At 73.9% G+C, this 18,183-nt stretch carries 15 protein-coding genes and 1 pseudogene; 13 read left to right on the forward strand and 3 right to left on the reverse strand.

What is annotated here, in order from left to right; all coding sequences use genetic code 11:
- Positions 1-7: 7 nt before the first annotated feature.
- Positions 8-430 carry a hypothetical protein gene (locus tag ACLIN4_RS32140; RefSeq protein ID WP_107480494.1) on the forward strand — a complete coding sequence of 141 codons (423 nt, stop codon included), beginning with the start codon at positions 8-10 and terminating at the stop codon, positions 428-430.
- A 6-nt stretch (positions 431-436) separates the two neighbouring features.
- On the opposite strand, the gene ACLIN4_RS32145 is transcribed toward ACLIN4_RS32140, so the two are convergent.
- Entirely contained in the window at positions 437-1,321 is an 885-nt protein-coding gene (locus tag ACLIN4_RS32145; RefSeq protein WP_289909102.1) for a Gfo/Idh/MocA family protein, read from the reverse strand.
- Positions 1,322-1,826: 505 nt separating this feature from the next.
- Between ACLIN4_RS32145 and ACLIN4_RS32150 the strand changes: the two genes are divergently transcribed.
- From ACLIN4_RS32150 to ACLIN4_RS32190, 9 genes and pseudogenes are all read left to right on the forward strand, one after another.
- Positions 1,827-2,747, forward strand: coding sequence for a dienelactone hydrolase family protein (locus ACLIN4_RS32150; RefSeq protein ID WP_107480493.1), 921 nt, complete (start codon positions 1,827-1,829; stop codon positions 2,745-2,747).
- A 219-nt stretch (positions 2,748-2,966) separates the two neighbouring features.
- A pseudogene (locus ACLIN4_RS32155) lies at positions 2,967-5,704 on the forward strand (LuxR C-terminal-related transcriptional regulator).
- A gap of 117 nt (positions 5,705-5,821) precedes the next feature.
- Positions 5,822-7,105 (forward strand): PucR family transcriptional regulator, encoded by a 1,284-nt coding sequence (locus ACLIN4_RS32160; RefSeq protein WP_411576483.1) that lies wholly within the window; start codon positions 5,822-5,824, stop codon positions 7,103-7,105.
- A gap of 438 nt (positions 7,106-7,543) precedes the next feature.
- Positions 7,544-8,335, forward strand: coding sequence for an ABC transporter ATP-binding protein (locus tag ACLIN4_RS32165; protein ID WP_107478996.1), 792 nt, complete (start codon positions 7,544-7,546; stop codon positions 8,333-8,335).
- The gene (locus tag ACLIN4_RS32170; RefSeq protein ID WP_289909099.1) at positions 8,332-9,129 is read left to right on the forward strand and encodes an ABC transporter ATP-binding protein; all 798 of its coding nucleotides are present in this window, start codon (positions 8,332-8,334) and stop codon (positions 9,127-9,129) included. The genes ACLIN4_RS32165 and ACLIN4_RS32170 overlap by 4 nt, the downstream gene beginning before the upstream one ends.
- Positions 9,126-10,025: a branched-chain amino acid ABC transporter permease gene (locus ACLIN4_RS32175; RefSeq protein ID WP_107478995.1), complete on the forward strand. Its 900-nt coding sequence runs from the start codon at positions 9,126-9,128 to the stop codon at positions 10,023-10,025. The genes ACLIN4_RS32170 and ACLIN4_RS32175 overlap by 4 nt, the downstream gene beginning before the upstream one ends.
- Positions 10,018-11,169 carry a branched-chain amino acid ABC transporter permease gene (locus tag ACLIN4_RS32180; RefSeq protein ID WP_179342598.1) on the forward strand — a complete coding sequence of 384 codons (1,152 nt, stop codon included), beginning with the start codon at positions 10,018-10,020 and terminating at the stop codon, positions 11,167-11,169. Before ACLIN4_RS32175 ends, ACLIN4_RS32180 begins: the two co-directional genes overlap by 8 nt.
- On the forward strand, positions 11,166-12,446 hold the full coding sequence (locus ACLIN4_RS32185) for an ABC transporter substrate-binding protein (protein ID WP_107478994.1): 1,281 nt from the start codon (positions 11,166-11,168) through the stop codon (positions 12,444-12,446). The genes ACLIN4_RS32180 and ACLIN4_RS32185 overlap by 4 nt, the downstream gene beginning before the upstream one ends.
- A 147-nt stretch (positions 12,447-12,593) precedes the next feature.
- The gene (locus tag ACLIN4_RS32190) at positions 12,594-13,412 is read left to right on the forward strand and encodes an SAM-dependent methyltransferase (protein ID WP_100048572.1); all 819 of its coding nucleotides are present in this window, start codon (positions 12,594-12,596) and stop codon (positions 13,410-13,412) included.
- Between the two features lie 87 nt (positions 13,413-13,499).
- Here ACLIN4_RS32190 and ACLIN4_RS32195 read toward each other — a convergent pair whose 3' ends face one another.
- Complete coding sequence (locus ACLIN4_RS32195) at positions 13,500-14,423, reverse strand: helix-turn-helix domain-containing protein (protein ID WP_411576484.1); 924 nt, start codon at positions 14,421-14,423, stop codon at positions 13,500-13,502.
- 175 nt (positions 14,424-14,598) lie between these two features.
- A complete protein-coding gene (locus ACLIN4_RS32200) occupies positions 14,599-14,826 on the reverse strand; it encodes a DUF397 domain-containing protein (RefSeq protein ID WP_100048574.1) in 228 nt (75 codons plus the stop codon).
- A 180-nt stretch (positions 14,827-15,006) separates the two neighbouring features.
- On the opposite strand from ACLIN4_RS32200, the gene ACLIN4_RS32205 reads away from it, so the two are divergent.
- The 3 genes from ACLIN4_RS32205 (at position 15,007) to ACLIN4_RS32215 (ending at position 18,099) form a co-directional block, all read left to right on the forward strand.
- The gene (locus ACLIN4_RS32205; RefSeq protein WP_289909098.1) at positions 15,007-15,585 is read left to right on the forward strand and encodes an ATP-binding protein; all 579 of its coding nucleotides are present in this window, start codon (positions 15,007-15,009) and stop codon (positions 15,583-15,585) included.
- 27 nt (positions 15,586-15,612) lie between these two features.
- Complete coding sequence (locus tag ACLIN4_RS32210; RefSeq protein WP_290012081.1) at positions 15,613-16,161, forward strand: hypothetical protein; 549 nt, start codon at positions 15,613-15,615, stop codon at positions 16,159-16,161.
- Positions 16,162-16,329: 168 nt separating this feature from the next.
- A complete protein-coding gene (locus ACLIN4_RS32215; RefSeq protein WP_107478992.1) occupies positions 16,330-18,099 on the forward strand; it encodes an ABC transporter ATP-binding protein in 1,770 nt (589 codons plus the stop codon).
- Positions 18,100-18,183: the final 84 nt, after the last annotated feature.

The following is an 18,183-nucleotide window of genomic DNA, read 5'->3' on the forward strand; positions in this document are numbered from 1 at the left end:
GGCGGACGTGGGATTCGAGGGCGAGACCTGGTACGTGCGCAGGGCGGAAGAGGTCGAGGAGGACGGGGAAGCCGGGAAAGCCGGGGAGACCGGTGCAGACGGTGGTGCCGCGGGCCACGGGGGCCAGGGTGCCGAGATCGGCGAGATCCTGATCGACGACGCCGACTTCCCCTGGCTGTCGGGCCGGTTCCGGGCGGGGCCGGCGTTCGGTGGCGTCGAGGACCTCTTCGCGCGCGAACTCGCCCTCGCGGAGCGGGACGACGACGGGCACTGGGCCGACTGGGAGGCGGTCCACGCCGAGATCGCACGGAGGGTGCGGCTGGTCTCTCCCGACGGCCCGGTCGCCGAGTTCCTGCTGCACATCCAGGGCGAGCGGGCCTGGTTCAGGTGGAGCGACGAACCGTTCGGGGGTGAGGGGGCAGGCGTCTGACCCCGGTCACCTCCGTTCGGCCAGCAGGGATTCCGCCTCGGCGAGGATCTCGGTGACGCGCAGGCCGAACGAGGCGTCGCACGGGTGCGGGCCCCTGCCCCCGGCGGAGGCGAGGAGCGCGTCCACGGCCCGCAGCAGCGCCGGCACCGGGCCCTCCGTCGTCTCGGGAAGCAGCGTCACCCCCCGCGGCCCGCGCAGCTCCACCGTCGCGCCCGCCGCCGCGGGCGGTGCCGTCAGGCTGAGCGTGAGCGTGCTGGACGCACCGCCGGTGTGGTCGAGGACCAGATGGACCGTGTCCCCGGGCCCGGGCGCCGCGGCCGACACGCGCCGGGCGTCGCCCAGGACCGGCAGCAGCACGGACAGCGCGTGCGGTCCGACGTCCCACAGGGCGCCCTTCTCCCGCCGCCACGGCGACGCGGCGAACGGGCTGTCCCCGCTGAACACCGCGCCGAGCCACTGCGCCCGCGCCGTGAACCAGTCGCCCCCGGCGCCCTGTTCGGTGATCCACGCCTCGGACTCGGGCTGGAACCGGGCGGTGAAGAAGACCACCGAGGCGACGCCCGCCCCACCGGCCGCCTCGACCACCGCCCGCCCCTGCGCCACCGTCGCCGCGAGCGGCTTGTCGAGCAGCAGATGGCAACCGGCCCGCGCCGCACGCACCGCCATGCCGGCCTGCACCGCCGGGGGCAAGGCGAACGCGACGGCCTCCACGTCCGAGAGCAGGGCGTCGGGGTCGTCGTAGGCGCGCGTGCCGTGCCGTTTCGCCAGCTCCTCGGCGGCGTCGGGACGGCGCCCCCACACCCCGACGAAGTCCAGGCCCTCGTGCAGACGCAGGGCCGGGGCATGCGCCATGTCCGCCCAGGGGCCGGTACCGAGCAGTCCGATCCGCATGCCGTCGCCTCTCCTCCGCGCCGGACCCGGCACCGGGCCGGCTGACGTGCCGCACGCCGGCCGGCGCGCAACCGCCCGGCCGACGCCGAGCGTGCCACACCGACCGGGTGCCCGGGCAAGACCACGGACGTTCCGGAGGCACCACGACCGTGGTTCGATCCCGCCCTCGGCTCTCGACGGTGCCTCCGGACCCCCGCCCTCGGCTCTCGGCGCCGGCCTCCGGACCCCCGTGGTCGGCTTTCGACGGTGCCTCCGGACCCCCGTGCTCGACCCTCGGCGCGGCCTCCCGGCGCCCCGGTCACCGTTCGTTCCGGTGCCGCTCCACGAACGCGTCGCACGAGACCGGTGATATTGCCGATCCCCCCGGCCGTACCGCGCCCCGACAGTGGCACGACCAGCTCATCGGCGACGCCGGCCGGTGGATGGCCCGGGACGCGACCCCACGCGTCCGGGCCGTGTGCGATCACCGGCCGACCACTCGCCACGACCGAGAGGACGACTCCCCGTGCCCCAGCACCCCCACACCCACGCCGCGCGTCCGGCGTTCCGCGGAGCGCGTCGCCGGCTCGCCGGTGTCACCGCGGCCGTGGCCGCCGCCGTGGCGCTCACCACCCTCACCGGCCCCGGCGCCCAGGCCGCCGACAACCCGTACGAGCGCGGCCCGGCGCCCACCGAGTCCAGCATCGAGGCACTGCGCGGCCCGTACTCCGTGGCCGACACCACCGTCTCCTCGCTCGTGGTCACCGGCTTCGGCGGCGGCACCATCTACTACCCGACCAGCACCAGCGACGGCACCTTCGGCGCCGTCGTCATCTCGCCCGGCTTCACGGCGTACCAGTCGTCCATCGCCTGGCTCGGCCCGCGGCTGGCCTCCCAGGGCTTCGTGGTCTTCACCATCGACACCAACACCACGATGGACCAGCCCGACTCCCGCGGCCGGCAGCTGCTGGCCGCCCTGGACTACCTCACCGAGCGCAGTTCCGTGCGCGGGCGCATCGACAGCAGCCGGCTCGGCGTCATGGGCCACTCCATGGGCGGCGGCGGCTCACTGGAGGCCGCGAAGTCCCGTCCCTCGCTCCAGGCGGCGATCCCGCTCACCCCCTGGAACCTGGACAAGAGCTGGCCCGAGGTCAGCACCCCGACCCTGATCGTGGGGGCCGACGGCGACACGATCGCACCCGTCTCCTCGCACTCCGAACCGTTCTACTCCAGCCTGCCGTCCCGGACGGACCGCGCGTACCTGGAGCTGAACAACGCGAGCCACTTCTCGCCGAACACGTCGAACACGACGATCGCGAAGTACAGCATTTCCTGGCTCAAGCGGTTCATCGACAACGACACCCGCTACGAGCAGTTCCTGTGCCCGCTGCCCCGGCCGAGCCTGACCATCGAGGAGTACCGGGGCAACTGCCCGCACGGCTCCTGACAGGCCTTCCGGCACCGGCCGGCGGCGGTCGCGGGCTTCCCGCGGCCGCCGCCGGCCCGCTGTGCGGCCGCACGGCCCCCGGCCCGGGCGGCTGGGCGGCGGCACAACGTGCGTCGCCTCCGTACGGCGCACATGCGCAGGTGACAGGGCCGACACCCCGGCGGGCGGCGGCGGAGCGACGGCTTCCACGTCAGGTTACGCACGCGTAACCTGACGTGGATGACCGGAGAGACGACCGTACGTACGGCCGTGCGGTTCCACGGCCGAAGCGCACAACGAGAGACGGTGCGTGCCCTGCTGGACGGGCTGCGCGCCCACAGCGGCCACCTCGTCGTGACCGGCGAACCCGGGCTCGGCCGGACCGCCCTGCTCCAGTGGGCCGCCCGCTCCTTCCGGGCCGGCTCGGTACTGCACCTCGGGCCCGCCACGGACCGGCGCGCCCCTGCCACCGCCGAGGAACTGCTCGGCACCCTGCGGGCGGCGGCAGGCGAGGCTCCCCTCCTCGTGTGCGTCGACGACGCCCACCTGTGGGACGCCCCGGCCCGGGCCGCCCTGGGCCGCGCGGCCGAAATCCTGCACACCGGCGGCCGCATCGGACTGCTCCTCTCCGTAGCCGGGCACCGCGCCGTCGACCCGGAGTACGCCCGCCTCCCCGTCGTCCGCCTCGACCCGCTCGCACCGTCGCACGCCGACGCCCTGCTCGACGACGTGACCGACGGCGCCACCGCCCCGGCCGTCCGCGAGCAACTGCTGGCCGAGGCGGAGGGAAACCCGGCACTGCTCCTCGCCCTCGTCCGCCGGCTCTCGCCCGCCGAACTGCGCGGGCTGAGGCCCCTGCCCACGCCGCTGGCCGACGCCGGGACCCTGGCGGCGGTGGCCGGCCGGGCGCTGTCCGGTCCGTCCCCGGACGCCCACGACCTGCTGCTGACGGTTTCGGCCGCCGTCCGGGCGTCGGACGGACCGGACGTCGACACCGGCCTGGTGCTCGACGCCCTGCGGCACCTGCGTCCCGAGCCCGCGCCCGCTCCCGCCGCGGACCCCCTCCCCGAAGTTCTCGCCGGGGCCGGCGACCGGCTCCGCTTCCACAGCCCACTGCTGCGCCGGACGGTCCACGCCACCGCCGCGCCGGACCGGCGCCGGGCCGCGCACCGCGCGCTGGCCGACGTACTGGAGGCCGGCGGCCACCGGCTGCCTGCGCTGCTGCACCGCTCCTGGTCGCTGTCCGGCCGGACGCCCGTGGCGCGGCTCGCGGACCGGCTGGCGGCGCTCGCCGCCGACGGCACGGTGCCCGCCTCCCCCCGGCTGCGCACCAAGGCGTACGCCCGCGCCGCCGAGCTGACGGCCGACGGGGCGGCCCGGGCGGAGCGGTACACGGCCGCGGCCGAGCAGGCCCTGCTCGCGGGCCGCCCCGACCGGGCACGTCCCCTGCTCGCGGCGGCCCGCGGCTGCGCCGCCCCGGCCGCGGTACGAGGACGGGCCGAACTGGCGCGCGGAATGGCCGAACTCCGGGACGGCCCGTAGGCGACGCCCATCAGTCCCTGCTGCTGGCCGCGTCCCTGCTGGCCGCGGACGCGCCCGCCGACGCCGCGACCGCCACCCTGGCCGCCGCCGTCGCGGCCTGGGCCGCGGGGGACCTGCCGGCCTGCCTGGCCACACTGTCGCCGGAACCGGTGGGGCCGCCGGGACCGGTGGGACGGCCGCAGGCGCCCGGCCGGTGTCCCGACCCCGTGCGCGACCACCGCGTCGGCATGCGGGCGCTGCTCGAAGGACGGCTCGACCGGGCCGCCCCGTCGCTCGAGCAGGTGGTGGAGCGGGGCAGGATCGACGACCGGCCCGAAGCCCTGCTGCGGTCGGCCTCCGCCGCCCTGCTGCTCGGGAAAGTGGACGCCGCCCGCCGGGCGGGCGCGCGGGCGCTGGCGGCGGCCCGGCAGCTCGGCTCGGACGCGTTGGTGCCGCAGGCACTGGAGTACCTCGCCTACGCCGAACTGCGCGCGGGCCGGCACTCCCAGGCGCGCGTCCACGCGGAGGACGGGCTGCGCACCGCGCTGCGCGCCGGGCAGCGCAACACGGCGGCCCACCACCGGGCCGTACTGGCGCTGGCGGCGTCGATCGAGGAGGAGCCGCAGGCGGTGGCCCGGCACGTGGAGGCCGCGCTGGCCACGGCCCGGCGCCACGGACTGGCCCAGGCGGCCACCCTCGCGGAGTGGGCGGCGGCCCGCGCCGACCTCGGCCGGGGCCGCCCCCACGACGCGGCCGACCGGCTCGGTCTCCTCGTCCTGCCCGGTCCCGGACGCGGACACTTCGCGGTGTGGCGGCTCGCCGTGCCGTGCTTCGTGGAGGCGGCGGTCCTCGCCGGACGTCCCGAGGACACCCACGAGGTCCTCACGGACTTCGCCGACTGGGCGGCGTTCGGCGCCGACCCGCAGGCCGCCGCGCAGCTGGCCCGCTGCCACGCCCTCCTGGCCCCCCAGGACCGCGCCGACGACCTCTACCTGCGGGCCCTCGCCCGGCACGACGAGGCCGGCGGCGACTTCGAACGGGCCCGCACCGCGCTGCTGTACGGCAAGTGGCTGCGCCGGCGGCGCAGACCCCGCGAGGCCCGCGGTCGCCTCGGCACCGCGCTGGCCGGCTTCGACCGGTGCGGCGCGGGCGTCTGGGCGGCGCAGGCCCGGGCGGAACTGCGGGCGCTCGGTGCCGCGCCGCAGGCCCGGGGAGCCGGAACGCTGACCCGCCTGACGCCGCAGCAACTGCGCATCGCGCGGCACGTCGCCGAGGGCGCCACCAATCGCGAGGTCGCGCTCACCCTCGCGGTCAGCACCCGCACCGTCGACTACCACCTCCGCAAGGTCTTCGCCGCGCTCGGCGTCCGGTCCCGCCTGGAACTGGCCCGCATGGTGGAGCAGGCCGAGCAGGACCAAGGGGCCGGAAGGTCGGAAAAGACCGGTGCACAACCCTAGGGACCGACCGGACGGTATGCCATCCTTCGGGGCAGGACGAGTCAGGGGGCATGCCCGGCACGGGCGGACGGCCCGCCGCGGGGCACCTCCGCAAGCCCTGGCCTGGGGAGGACCGCGATGCAGCACGCCGTACGGTCACGAGCAGCGATCCGCACCGGACTGACGCCCGTTCCACGCCCGCGGACACCGAGCGTCGCGTCGTTGATGGACGCCGACGCCCTGCGCGTCCTGCACCGGGCCGCCCGCGCCCTGCTCGACGACCTGCCCGACCTGACCGACCGGCTGGTCGCCCTGCTGCGGGAGCAGGAACCGGCGTACCGCACGGCCCTGACGATGGACCCCACGGCCACCTGGCAGGAGGCCCACCGCTCGCTGCGGCACAGCGTCACCTCGCTGCTGGATCCCCGCGGCGCCCGGGACGCGGCCCGCCGTTGCTCCTGGCGGATCGGCGCCGCCCGCGCCGAACAGGGGCTCCCGCTGGACGCCCTGCTGCACGCCTTCCGCCTCGGCGGCTCGCTGGTGTGGCAGCGGCTGGTCGAGGAGACCTCCCGCACCGCGCCCGAGGACGTACGCCTCCTCGTCCACGTCGCAGCCGACGTGTGGAACTTCGTCGACGAGCACTGCACCCTCGTCGCCGACGCCTACCGGCAGACCGAGTGGCAGGTCGGCCGGCGCCGGGAGAACCGGGCCCGGCTGCTGGCGGCCGGCCTCCTCGACGGCACCAGCCGCATCGCCGACCTCCCCGAGGCCGCCCAGGCGCTGGAGCTGCCCGAGCACGGCCGGTACCTCGTCGTCGCCGTCGCCGGGCAGAACCCGGCGCGGACCGACGCCGCCCGCGCCGCCGTACCGCCGGGTGTCCGCGTCCACTGGCACGCCGGGGCGGACGTCGACTACGGCATCGTCCTGGCCGACGCGGGCGACGACGGGCTTCCGCAGCCGCCGTTGCCCGGGCGCGGGCCGGGTGCCCAGGTCCCCGGCGTCCGGATCGGCGTCGGCAGCGCGGTGGACGGGCTGGCCTCGGTCGGCGACGCCCGCAGGCTCGCCGACACGGCCCTGGAGATATGCCCGCAGGCGGGCGGCACGGTGAGACTGGCCGACCACCTCCCCGCCGCCCTCGTCGCCTCCAGCCCGGAACTCGGCGGTGCCCTCGCGGAGCGGGTGCTCGGCCCACTGCTGCGGCTGGAACCCGCCGATCGCGAGGTGCTGCTGGAGACCCTCACCACGTGGCTCGACTGCGACGGCTCCGCGCAACGGGCGGGCGAGCGCCTCTACTGCCACCGCAACACGGTCCTCAACCGCCTCCGCCGCTGCGAGCAACTCACCGGCCGCTCGCTGGCCCGCCCGGCCGACGTGGTCGAGATCAGCTTGGCCCTGACCGCCCGACGGGTCCTGCGCGACTGAGCGACGGGTTCCGGCGTCTGAGGAGGCACCTGCCGATGCGCGGGCGACCCGCGTATCGGCACGGCATCGGGGCGGGCGCCCGCGGGCGCCCGTCGTTCGGCGCGCGGATGTGACGGCACCGCCCCGCGCTTTCCCTCCGGAGAGGGCCTGCGCCGACTCATGACGCTCCGGATCACGACGTACCGGCGACCCGCCCGCCTCCCCGACACGTCCCCCGCATCCCCACGCGCACCCCGCACCCCCGCGGGCACCGCCGGCCCCGCACGGGCCCGCGCCGCGTACCAGCCCTGGGCATCCGCACAGACTCTCCGCCCCCGGACTGGGACGCCGCAGCGACCCGGCCCGGGACCCCTGTACGGGCACCCGGGCCCGTGCTGTCGTGAGCTCCCCCCTTCACCCGTCACCGTGCCGGCCCCGGCACGGTCCCAAGGAGCCGCGATGCCCGCAGCACCACCGGACGGCGAGCCCGCGCTGCACGTCGAGAACCTCGACGTGACGTACGGGCGCGCGCTGTCCGCCCTCCGTTCCGTGTCCCTGACCGTCCCGCACGGCGGCGTCGTCGCTCTGCTCGGTGCCAACGGCGCCGGCAAGACCACGCTGCTGCGGGCCGTGTCGGGCACCCTGCGCCTGCACCGCGGCGCGATCACGGCCGGCCGCGTCCGCTACGGCGACACGGCCCTGGACGGACGCGACCCCGTCGCCGCCGTACGCGCCGGAGTCGTACAGGTCCCCGAGGGCAGGCGGGTGTTCGCCGGACTCACCGTCGACGAGAACCTGCGGGCCGGGGGACTCGGCCTGAACCGGCGCGCCCCGGCCCAGGTCCGCGAGGCACGGGACCGCGTCTTCACCCTCTTCCCGCGGCTCGCCGAGCGCACCCGTCAGGCCGCCGGTCTGCTCTCCGGCGGGGAGCAGCAGATGCTGGCCATCGGCCGGGCCCTGATGGCCGCGCCCCGCCTGCTCCTCCTAGACGAGCCCTCCCTCGGACTCGCCCCGCTGATGGTGGACCGCATCGCCGAGGTGGTCCGAGAGATCAACGCTCAGGGCACCGCCGTGCTCCTCGTCGAACAGAACGCCGGCATGGCGCTGTCCTTGGCCGAGCACGCCTTCGTCCTGGAGGTCGGCGAGGTCCGGCTGTCCGGCGCCGCCGCCGAACTCGCCCGTACGGACGCCGTACGCCGCCTCTACCTGGGCGACACCGCCGAGGACACCGACGGCAAGGGGGCCGCGTGACCCGCACCGCCGCACCCCCCGCTCTCGAGGTCCGTGACGTGACCGTGCGTTTCGCCGGACTCGTCGCCCTCGACGGCGTCTCCTTCACCGTCGCCCCGGGCACCGTGCACGCCGTCATCGGCCCCAACGGCGCGGGCAAGTCCACCTGCTTCAACGTCCTGTCGGGCCTGTACCGGCCGGCCGCCGGCACCGTACGGCTCGGCGACACCGAACTGACCCGGCTCGCCCCGCACAGGATCGCCGCCCTCGGGGTGGCCCGCACCTTCCAGAACATCGTCACCACCCAGGGCACCGTCGCCGACAACCTGATGCTCGGCCGCCACGCCCTGTCCCGCGCCGGCTTCGCCGCCAGCGCCCTGCGCCTGCCGCACGCCGTGCGCGAACAGCGCGCACACCTCGCCAAGGCCCGGGAGATCGCCGAACTCACCGGTCTCGGCGCCCACTTCGAATCACCCGTCGCCCTGCTGTCGTACGGCGACCGCAAGCGGGTCGAACTCGCCCGTGCCCTCTGTCTGGAGCCCCGTGTACTGCTGCTCGACGAACCGGTGGCCGGCATGAACGCCGCCGAACGCGTCCGGATGACCGAGGTCGTCCGGGAGATCCGCGCCGAACTCGGCCTGTCCCTCGTGCTGGTCGAGCACGACATGGGCCTGGTCATGCGCCTCGCCGACGAGGTCACCGTCCTCGACTTCGGCAAGGCCATCGCCCACGGCACCCCCGACGAGGTCCGGCGCGACCCCGAGGTACTGCGCGCCTACCTCGGTACCGGCACCACCGGGGAGGAGGCGGCATGACCGGCTTCCTCGACGCCCTCCTCAACGGACTGGCCCTGGGCTCCGTCTACGCCCTGATCGCCCTCGGCTTCGTCACCATCTTCAAGGCCTCCGGCGTCCTGAGCTTCACCCACGGCTCGCTCCTGCTGCTCGGCGGCTACCTCGTCGCCGTCCTCCACGACGACCTCGGCTTCGCCGGGGCGCTGGCCCTCGCCGTCGTCGTGACGGCGGCCGTGGCCGGAGCGCTGGACCGGCTGGTGCTGCAGCGGGTCGGCGGCACCGATCCGCACGCCGCCCACGTGCAGACCATCGTCACCATCGGCATCGACATCATCCTGGTGACCGACCTGGCCAGGCGGATCGGCGGCGACCTGCTGCCGCTCGGGGACCCCTGGGGCAACGCGGTGACCGACCTCGGCCCGGTGACCGTCGCCGACAGCCGCATCGCCGCGATCCTGGTGTCCGCCGTGGCCATCGGCGGCGCCTTCGCCCTCTTCCGGTTCACGCCCTGGGGCCTGTCGCTGCGCGCGGCGGCCGAGGACGGCGAGGCCGCCGCCCTGATGGGCGTACGGCTGACCCGCGTACGCACCGTCGCCTGGTGCCTGGCCGGCGGACTCGCCGCGCTCGCCGCGGTCTTCCTGGTCGCCTTCCCGGCGCCGGGGCTGGAGCGCACCACCGGGCAGATCGCCCTCAAGGCGTTCCCGGCGGCCATCCTCGGCGGCATGGCCTCCCCGGTCGGCGCCCTGGTCGGCAGCATGCTGATCGGCCTGACCGAGGCGTTCGTCGCCGGCTACCAGTCCGACCTGCACGTCCTCGGCGAGGGCTTCGGCGACGTCGCCCCGTACGCCGTGATGGTGCTGGTCCTCCTGGTACGTCCCGCCGGACTGTTCGCGGCGAAGGGAGCGGCCCGTGTCTGACCTCCTGAAGAGCGCCCGCCTGCGCAGGTCCGCGACGTTCCTGCTGCCCGCCCTCCTCCTGTGCGCCCTGCCCTTCTACCTGGACGCCTTCTGGCTGCGCATCGGCCTGTTCTCCATGGCCGCGGCCATCGGCGCCGTCGGGCTGGGTCTGCTCAGCGGCACCGCGGGCCAGCTCTCCCTCGGCCACGCCTTCTTCCTCGCCGTCGGCGCCTACGGCTACGTGTGGCTGGCGGGCGAGCCCGGCCCGGGACTGCCGCCGGCCCTCGCCGCCGTCCTCGCCGTGCTGCTCGCCGGGGCCGCCGGCGGCCTGTTCAGCCCCGTCGCGGGCCGGGTCAAGGGCATCTACCTGGGCGTGGCCACCCTCGCCCTGGTCTTCCTCGGCCACCACGTCCTGCTCACCGCGGACTCCGTCACCGGCGGCTTCAACGGACGTTCGGTGCCGCCGCTGGAACTGGGCGGTTTCACCTTCGCCGAGACCGACCCGGAGCTGACGGTCCTGGGCGTGCCGTTCGGCGCCGAGGAACGGCTCTGGTACCTCGGCCTCGCCCTGTTCGCCCTCACCTGGTTCACCGCGCGCGGCGTGCTGCGCGGGCGCCCCGGCCGAGCCCTGGCCGCGCTGCGCGACAGCGAGACCGCGGCGTCCGTGATGGGCGTGCCCGTGGCGAGGTACCGCTCGGCGGCGTTCGTCGTCTCCTCGATGTACGCGGGCCTCGCCGGCGTCCTGCTCGCGCTCTCCTTCCGCCGCGTGGTGCCCGACTACTTCTCCCTCCTGCTCTCCGTCGACTACCTCGCCATGATCGTCATCGGCGGCCTCGGCTCCGTGGCCGGAGCCACCGCCGGAGCCGTCTTCGTCACCGCGCTGCCGCTGCTGATGACGCGCTACGCCGACCAGTTGCCGCTGGTGGCGACGCCGGGCTCGGGCGACGGCTCGATCGGCCCGACCGAGGCCTCCCGCTACCTGTACGGCGCCGCGATCGTCGTCATCCTGCTCTACGCCCCCGACGGCCTGCACGGACTGGCCCGCCGGATCCGCGCCCGCCTGCGCGGCCGCCCGTCCGCCACCGGCCTGCCCGGCAGCACACCCCCGTCCGCCACCACGGAAACCACCGCGACCACCGCACGAGCCAAGGAGCACACCCCGTGAACGTCACGCACCCAAGGCCCCGCACCACCCGGACCGCCGCCCTGGCCGCGGCACTGGCCGCCGTGCTGCTCGCGGGCACCGCCTGCAGCTCCAAGGCGGAGGGCGGGAGCAGCGACGACGCCGCCGACGGCGTCAAGGCCGGTCCCGGAGTCAGCGAGAAGGCCATCAAGCTGGGCGCGCTGACCGACCTCACCGGCCCCTACGCCACCCTCGGCAAGTCCATCGTGCAGGCCCAGCAGATGTGGGCCGACGAGACCAACGCGGCGGGCGGCATCTGCGGACGCAAGGTCGAGATCGTCGTGAAGGACCACGGCTACGACGTGCAGAAGGCGGTGACCGCCTATGCCGACATCTCCCCGGACGTCGTCGCCCTGCCCCAGGTCATCGGCTCACCGGTGGTCGCGGCACTGCTCGACGACATCGAGCGGGACGGCATGCTGACCTTCCCGCAGGCCTGGGCCGCCTCCCTGCTCGGCAAGGACGCCGTCCAGGTCCTCGGCACCACCTACGACCTCGACATGATCGCGGCCGTCGACTTCCTGACCCGCACCAAGAAGATCGCCAAGGGCGACACGATCGGCCACGTGTACTTCGAGGGCGACTACGGCGCCAACGCGCTGGAGGGCTCCGAGTGGGCCGCCGAGCAGGCCGGGATGAAGGTGGTCGGCCAGAAGATCAAGGCGACGGACACCGATCTGACCGCGCAGGTCTCCGCGCTGAGCAGCGCCGGGGTGAAGGCCGTCCTGATCAGCGCGGGCCCCGCCCAGACGGCGTCCCTCGCCGGGGTGGCCGCCGCCCGGGGCCTCAAGGTGCCGATCGTCTCCAGCGCTCCCGGATACTCCCCGCAGCTGATGAAGACGCCCGCGGCGCCGGCGCTGGAGGCGATGGTCCACGTCGTCAGCGCCGCGCCGGCGGTCAGCTCCGACCTGCCGGGCGTCAAGAAGATGGTCGCCTCCTACGGCAAGAAGTACCCCGGGGAGCCGGTCGACTCCGGCGTGCTCTCCGGGTACAACGCCGCCCAGCTGATCGGCGCCGACCTGAAGAAGGCCTGTGACGGCGGCAGTCTCACCCGGGAGGCCGTGGTGAAGGCGCACCGTTCGCAGAAGAACGCCGACACCGGCCTCGGCACCCCGCAGAACTTCACCTTCGTGACCGAGCCGGCCAGCCGGTCCACCTACGTGCTCAAGCCCGACGCCAAGGCGGTCGGCGGCCTGGTCGGCGTGGAGGACGCCCGCAAGGCGCCCGGGGTCGACGCGTACCTGGCCGCACGCGGCTGACCCAGGTGGGTGGCCGTCAACTCGCCTGCACCGCCGACGTTTTGGCGGCCACTTGCCCCACCCCCTGGTTCGCCTGACCATCAGGTCCCTAGGATGTACTCTCTGCCATGCCAGTCCAGTTGGCGCCCGTACGGAGCTGGGGGAACGATGCAAGCCGACAAGCAGCTGTCCACGGAGATCGACGCCAACGTGCCAACGGCCGCACGCATGTACGACTACTACCTGGGCGGCAAGGACAACTACGCGGCCGACCGGGCGGCGGTCGGTGAGCTCGACAAGGTCGTCCCCAGCACCCGTCGGCTGGCGCTGAACAACCGGCGCTTCCTGCAGCGGGTCGTCAGGACCCTCGCGGAGGACTACGGAATCCGCCAGTTCCTGGACCACGGATCCGGCCTGCCCACGCAGGACAACGTGCACCAGATCGCCCAGCGCGTCGCCCCCGAGTCCCGCGTCGTCTACGTCGACAACGACCCGATGGTGCTGGTCCACGGCCGCGCGCTGCTGGACCAGAACGACCGGACCGCCGTCATACACGCCGACATGCGCTCGACGGAGGAGATCTTCTCCCACCCGGACACCCAGCGCCTGATCGACTTCTCACAGCCGGTCGCCGTGCTGTTCAACTCGGTCTTCCACTGCATCCCGGACAGTGACACCGACGGCCCGATGGCGGTGGTCCGCCGTGTCACCGAGCGGCTCGCGCCCGGGAGTTACGCGGTGATGTGCCAGCTGGTCAGCGAGGACCCCGAAGTGCGGAAGTTCGTCACGGAGTTCATGGACCAGGCCACGCAGGGGCACTGGGGCCGGGTCCGCGAGCCGAAGGACGTCGAAGCCCTCTTCGAAGGCATGGAAATCCTGGAGCCGGGCCTGGTGGAGGTCTCCACCTGGCGTCCGGACACCGATGTGGCGCCCCGCCAGCTCACCGACGAGTGGATCGAGTTCGGCGGACTGGGCCGCATCCGCTAGCCGAGGACGCACGTGAGGGCCGCGCACGGGCGCGCGGCCCGCGTCCCCTGCCCCGTTGGCCACGTCGCGGGACAGCCGCCGCGTTGGCTACTTCGCGGGATAGCGCTGTGCCATCGTCCCGCGCAGCAGCTCGAGCGACTCGCGCGGGGTCAGCGCCTCGTCGGCCAGCCGGTCCAGCGCGACCCGGTACTCCTCGGTCTCGTCGCGGTCCTCGAGGAAGTTGGCGCTCCTGATGTGCTCCAGATACACCACGTCGGGCAGGTCGGTGCCGCCGAAGCGCAGATAGGTGACCGGGATCGCGGGCGCGGAGGCGTTCGTCACGTCCAGCGGCACGATCTGCAGCGTCACATGGGGCTTCGCCGCCATCTCGACGAGGTGCTCCAGCTGCTCACGCATGACCTCGCGGCTGCCCAGCACACGCAGCAGCACGGACTCGTCGATGATCGCCCACAACTGCGGCGCGTCGGCGCGAAGCAGCAGTTCCGCGCGGCGCATGCGCAGCTCGACCCGTCGCCGGACCTCGCTCGCGGGCGCGTTGGGCAGGCCCCGCTCGACCACGGCCTGGGTGTAGGCAGCCGTCTGGAGCAGTCCGGGGACGTACTGGATCTCGAAGGTCCGGATGGTGGCCGCGGCCTCCTGGAGGCCGACCAGACGGTCGAACCACTCGGGCATCAGGCGCTTGTCGTGCCGCTGCCACCAGCCCGGCTCACCCGCGCGCTGGAGCAGTTTGAGCAGGACCGAGGCCTCGTAGGCGTCGGTGCCGTACCGGTCCAGCAGCGCCCGGACGTCCTTCTCCGCAGGGGGCCTGCGGCCCTTGCCCGACTCGATCCGCGAGAGCTTCGCCGCGCTGAACCCCAGCTCGCGCGCCGCCTGGTCCTGGGAGAGGCCGGCGTCCTCGCGGAAGCCCGCCAGCTGGACGCCGACGAGCATCTTCAGCAGAGTGGGCGCCGGCTCGGCCCGGTCCAGATAGGGTTCGAGGCGGGAGATGCGAGGCGACGCGGCGGCGGACATCCTGACTCCCAGCAGACCGGCAGACTTGAGAAACCACACTATCGCATCCCGCCTGTGCCTACCGCATCCGCCCATGGAAATCGGGTAGTTGGCCTCCGGTTGGGTGCATGCTCCCCCGGTCGGCCGCCGGGGCGGAACCCCCGTCGGCAGCACTCCACGGCGACCGCCGCCCGCCTCAGAGCAGGTGGTCGAACTCGCCCTCCTTCGCCCCGGCCAGGAAAGCGGCCACCTCGGCGGGCGTGTAGACGAGCGCCGGGCCGTCCGGATCACGGGAGTTGCGCACCGCGATGCCGCCGTCCACCAAGGCGACCTCGACGCAGTTGCCTTCGGCGTTGCTGTGCCGACTCTTCTTCCAGCGGGCCTCCAACGAACTGGCCCGCACTCCGTTGCGTACTGGTGGCACCGCGGTCTCCTCGCCGTTCGGGGAAGCGGACCGGGGCCCGTCGGTCCCGGCGCGCTCCCATCCGATTCTTTTCGCGCAATTTCCCGTGCAATTGCACGCGAGCGCTGTCAGCGTGGATAATAGCCGTGGCGTCAACCCCTCGGTCGGCGCCCCGTTCTGACGTTGCATCAGGGAGATGCCGTGTCGTCACCTGCGCATTTAAGGCTCCGGTCACCCGGCGAACCAGTGTCGGAGGCAGGCGTGGCGGGCCGGTTCGGTGTGCTCCCGCACGCGGCGCGACCGGCCGTCGGCCGCAGCCCATGGCCGTCGGCCGCTCCGGACGTGAGGTCAGCCGTGGCGGAGGGGCGTCCGGATGCCGCGATGCTGCGGATCGCGTGCAGCGCGGAGGGTTTCGCCCGGGCCCGGGTCTTCACCCGGGAGACGCTGAGCGGCTGGTCCCTGGACCGGCAGGCCGACGACGCCGTCCTCGTGATCACGGAGCTCGCCTCCAACGCCGTGGCCCACGCGGTGCCGTCCGCCGCGGCCGGTGCGCCGGAGGTCAGGCTGGGCCTCGCCCTGCGCCCCGGTCACCTGATGCTGACCGTCTCCGACCCCGGGGACAACGAACCCGTACGCACCCCGTCCGACGGCTCCGCACTGCGGGAGCACGGGCGCGGCCTGTGCATCGTCGACGCACTCGCCGACGACTGGGGCTGGACCCCGAGACCACCGGCGGGCAAGACCGTCTGGGCCGCGTTGACGACCCGCCCCCTCACCTGACCCGACTGCCGCGGAGGGCCCCACACCATGCGCAGCGCTCCGACACCCGAGCCGAGCACCCGGCGCACCGATCGTCAGACGCAGCCGCCCGGCCCGCCCAGGGCCGCCGCCCCCCTCGCGGGGCTGGACGGAGTGCCCTGGAGCGACATCCAGGACTCCAGCGGTTCGGCCGCGGCCATTCCGCGCCTGCTGCGCAAGGTCGCGGGGGGTGACCCGGAGACCGCCCGAGCCGCCCTCGTCGATCTGCGGAAACGCATCTGCCAGTACGGCTTCGTCGTCGAGCAGGCGACCGCGGCGACCGTTCCCTTCCTCTGGGAGCTCGCCCAGCGGCCCCAGGTGAACTGCCGGGCCCAGATCATCCAGCTGCTGAAGAACATCGCCGACGCACGGCAGTGGGAGACCACCGCCACCGTCTATCCCAAGCTGCTCAACCACCGGGAGAACCCGGTCGCATGGGAGCGCGCGGCGCGGCAGGCCGTCCGCGCCCGGCGGAGCGAACTGCAGCGGCTGCTCGCCGACGACGACAGCGAGATCACCAGGGCCACCACCGAACTCGCCCGCACGCTCGGAGACTGAGGCCCGCGCCCTCCACGGGGGAGAAGGCGCGGGCCTCCCTCCGGCACGCGACGCCACGGTGTGCCGGCGTACCGACCAGCGGGACGAGGTGGCGTACTCCTTGCCGACGGGGTAGGAAAGCGCGCGGAAGAAAGCGCTTGCCCCCCAGTCGCCAGGAGGACCACGCCGATGGCGTCGCCGCCCGAAAAGCCGCTCGACCACCGCTACCGGGGCGAACACCCGATACGCACCCTCGTCTACCTCTTCCGCGCCGACCGCCACCGGCTGGCCGGAGCGGTCGCGGTCTTCACCGTCAAGCACAGCCCGGTCTGGCTGCTGCCGCTCATCACCGCGTCCATCATCGACACCGTCGTCCAGCACGGCCCGATCGGCGACCTGTGGACGAGCACCGGGATCATCATGTTCATCCTGGTCGTCAACTACCCGCTGCACCTGCTGTACGTCCGCCTCCTGTACGGCAGCGTGCGCCGCATGGGCACCGCCCTGCGCTCCGCGCTCTGCACCCGCATGCAGCAGCTCTCCATCGGCTACCACTCGCGCGTCAGCGCCGGCGTGCTTCAGGCCAAGGTCGTACGGGACGTGGAGACGGTCGAGCAGATGGTCCAGCAGACCGCCGAGACGGGACTCGGCGCGTTCACCGTCCTCGCCGGCGGTCTCGTCATCATCGCGGTCCGCACACCCGAGTTCCTGCCGGTCTTCCTGGTCGTCGTCCCCGCCGCCTCCCTCCTGGTGGCCCGGCTCCGGGCCCGGCTGCGCACCCACAACGAACACTTCCGCCACGAGGTCGAGACCCTCTCCTCCCGGGTCACGGAGATGACCCGGCTCATCCCGGTCACCCGCGCCCACGGCCTGGAGGGCAAGGCGCTGCGCCGCATGGACGGCACCCTGGAGCGCCTGCTCACCTCCGGGATGCGCCTGGACCTGGTCAACGGCCGCTTCGGCTCGCTGTCCTGGGTCGTGCTCAACGTGGTCGGTGTCCTGGTGCTCGCGGGGGCGGCGCTGATCTCGTACCACGACGTCTGGGGCGTCACCGCAGGCGACGTCGTGATGCTCAGCGCCTTCCTGACCACCCTCACCAACTCCACGACAACGTTGGCGGGACTGGCCCCGGTCATCACCAAGGGCCTGGAGTCCGTCCGTTCGGTCGGCGAGGTGCTCCAGGCCCCCGAACTGGAGGACAACGAGGGCAGGACGGAACTCACCTCGCTGCGCGGCGCCGTCACCTTCGAGGGCGTCGGGCACACCTTCGAGAACGACGGGCGGCCGGCCGTGAGCGACTTCTCGCTCGCGGTCGAACCCGGCGAGACGATCGCGCTGGTGGGCGCCTCCGGCGCCGGCAAGTCCACCGTGCTCAACCTCGTCATCGGCTTCCTGCGGCCCACGTCCGGCCGGCTGCTGCTCGACGGAGCCGACATGAACACCCTCGACCTGCGTACGTACCGTCGCTTCGTCTCGGTGGTGCCGCAGGAGTCGATCCTCTTCGACGGCACCGTCCGGGAGAACGTCGCCTACGGCATGGACGACGCCGACGAGGAGGCGGTGCGCGGTGCGCTGCGCGACGCCAACGCGCTGGAGTTCGTCGACCGGCTGCCACAGGGCCTCGACACCCTCGTCGGGGAGCACGGCGCACGGTTGTCCGGAGGCCAGCGCCAGCGACTGGCCATCGCCCGCGCCCTGATCCGGGACCCCAGGGTGCTCATCCTGGACGAGGCCACCTCGGCGCTGGACACCCGCTCGGAAGCCCTCGTCCAGCAGGCACTGGCCCGGCTGCTGCGCGGTCGGACGACCTTCGTCGTCGCACACCGGCTGTCCACCGTCCGGGGAGCGGACCGGATCGTGGTCATGGGGGAGGGGCGGATCCTGGAGACCGGCACCCACGAGGAGCTGCTGGGCAGGGGAGGGGCGTACACGGCACTGCACAGCGGACAGGTCGCCTGACCGCGGCGGCCACGTCACCCAGTCGCACTCGAAGTCATTCCGTCCCTTTTCGGTCTAACAGCTGCCTCAATTCGGCAAAGATCG

It is taken from the genome of Streptomyces mutabilis (genome assembly GCF_046628145.1).
Taxonomy (GTDB): Bacteria; Actinomycetota; Actinomycetes; order Streptomycetales; family Streptomycetaceae; genus Streptomyces; species Streptomyces mutabilis.

Bases quoted from the DNA above. Each gene is read 5' to 3' on its own strand.
- ACLIN4_RS32145 (WP_289909102.1), bottom strand. From the start codon at position 1,321: ATGCGGATCGGACTGCTCGGTACCGGCCCCTGGGCGGACATGGCGCAT.
- ACLIN4_RS32160 (WP_411576483.1), top strand. From the start codon at position 5,822: ATGCAGCACGCCGTACGGTCACGAGCAGCGATCCGCACCGGACTGACG.
- ACLIN4_RS32165 (WP_107478996.1), top strand. From the start codon at position 7,544: ATGCCCGCAGCACCACCGGACGGCGAGCCCGCGCTGCACGTCGAGAAC.
- ACLIN4_RS32175 (WP_107478995.1), top strand. From the start codon at position 9,126: ATGACCGGCTTCCTCGACGCCCTCCTCAACGGACTGGCCCTGGGCTCC.
- ACLIN4_RS32190 (WP_100048572.1), top strand. From the start codon at position 12,594: ATGCAAGCCGACAAGCAGCTGTCCACGGAGATCGACGCCAACGTGCCA.
- ACLIN4_RS32195 (WP_411576484.1), bottom strand. From the start codon at position 14,423: ATGTCCGCCGCCGCGTCGCCTCGCATCTCCCGCCTCGAACCCTATCTG.
- ACLIN4_RS32210 (WP_290012081.1), top strand. From the start codon at position 15,613: ATGCGCAGCGCTCCGACACCCGAGCCGAGCACCCGGCGCACCGATCGT.
- ACLIN4_RS32215 (WP_107478992.1), top strand. From the start codon at position 16,330: ATGGCGTCGCCGCCCGAAAAGCCGCTCGACCACCGCTACCGGGGCGAA.